Raw genomic sequence first — 1,424 nt, forward strand, 5'->3', positions numbered from 1 at the left:
CTACGCCACCTTCGACGGCCGCACCCGCGACAACTACTCCACCGACGGCTTCATCCGCCTGATCGCGCCGCTCTACTCGGTCGCAGCCCCGGCCCCCGCGCCGACCCCCCTCGTCCGCAAGTACTGAGAGCCGCACGACCCGACGGCCCGATCCGCGACGGATCGGGCCTGAAGCGAAAGACCGTCCGATCCACGAGGATCGGGCGGTCTTTCGTTTTCGGACGCTTGGCGGCGCCGGAAACGCGCCCGCGCCGAAACCTTTCCGCGCGACGTCCCGTAAGAGCGCCCGTAACCCCCGGTCGCCGGGGTCCTACGAACGGTCAGGACACGCCATGACGTCGCATCACGCTTCCCGCCTCGCCACCTTCGCGCTCGCGCTCGCCCTCGGCGCCGCGCCCGTCGCCGCCTTCGCCAAGAACCCGATGGTCGGCGGCGCGCCGATGTACGCCAACAAGACGATCGTCGAGAACGCGGTCAACTCCAAGGACCACACCACGCTAGTCGCCGCCGTGAAGGCCGCCGGCCTCGTCGACACCCTGTCGGGCCCGGGCCCGTTCACCGTGTTCGCGCCGACAAACGCCGCCTTCGCCCGGCTCCCGGCCGGCACCGTCGAGACGCTGGTGAAGCCCGAGAACAAGGCCACCCTCACCAAGATCCTGACCTATCACGTGGTCTCCGGCGTCTACACCGCCAAGGAGCTCATGGCCGAGGTCAAGAAGGGCGGCGGCGAGGCCCAGCTCAAGACCGTCGAGGGCGAGCCCCTGGTGGTCACCTCCAAGGGCAAGAAGGTCTACGTGACCGACGCCAAGGGCAACACCGCCACCGTGACCATCGCCAACGTGATGCAGTCGAACGGCGTCATCCACGTCATCAACGGCGTGCTGCAGCCCTGATAGCGCTTCCGCGGTCCGGCCCAGACGCCGGACCACGGCACGATGCGAAGAACGCCCCGGACCTCGCGGTCCGGGGCGTTCTTCGTTCGAAGGTCAGGGCGTCTCGGCGTCAAGACATCCCAGGCCGCCGGGCCGTCCGCCTCACTCGCGGATCAGCGTGCCGGAATAGACCACGGGTCCGGTCGGCGTGCCGTTCGGCGAACCGCCGGGCGGCTCGACCGTGACGGCGATGAGTCCGCTCGCCGCGGTCTCCGCGGGCAGGGCGATCCGGGTCGCCGCGGGGCCGACGAGGCCGATCGCCTTGGGCGAGGCGCCGGCGCCGATGTACCAGAGCTCGAGGCTCTTGCCGGAGGGGGTCTCGGCGCCGACCGGGCGCACCTCGGCGGTGCCGGCTTTCGTATCGATCCGCAGCACCAGCGCCGGCAGCGCGCCGCCGCTCTGCACCACGGCGAGGTAGCGCGTGCCCGGCGCCGCCTCGTCGCGCCGGCCGCCGACGGCGACGAACAGCGCGAGCCCGGCGGCGAGCAGCCC

2 protein-coding genes and 1 pseudogene are annotated in these 1,424 nt (G+C 71.3%); 2 read left to right on the plus strand and 1 reads right to left on the minus strand.

Going from position 1 to position 1,424, the window contains the following annotated elements; genetic code table 11:
- A pseudogene (locus FV229_RS28355) lies at positions 1–127 on the plus strand (transporter); the annotation flags it as partial.
- A gap of 205 nt (positions 128–332) precedes the next feature.
- Complete coding sequence (locus FV229_RS26835) at positions 333–893, plus strand: fasciclin domain-containing protein (protein ID WP_147754815.1); 561 nt, start codon at positions 333–335, stop codon at positions 891–893.
- Positions 894–1,034: 141 nt separating this feature from the next.
- Here the strand turns inward: FV229_RS26835 and FV229_RS26840 are convergent.
- On the minus strand, positions 1,035–1,424 hold a 390-nt coding region (locus FV229_RS26840), incomplete at its 5' end, for an anti-sigma factor (protein ID WP_187275306.1).

Origin of the sequence: Methylobacterium sp. WL120 (genome assembly GCF_008039465.1) — a bacterium.
In the GTDB taxonomy this organism is placed as follows: domain Bacteria; phylum Pseudomonadota; class Alphaproteobacteria; order Rhizobiales; family Beijerinckiaceae; genus Methylobacterium; species Methylobacterium cerastii.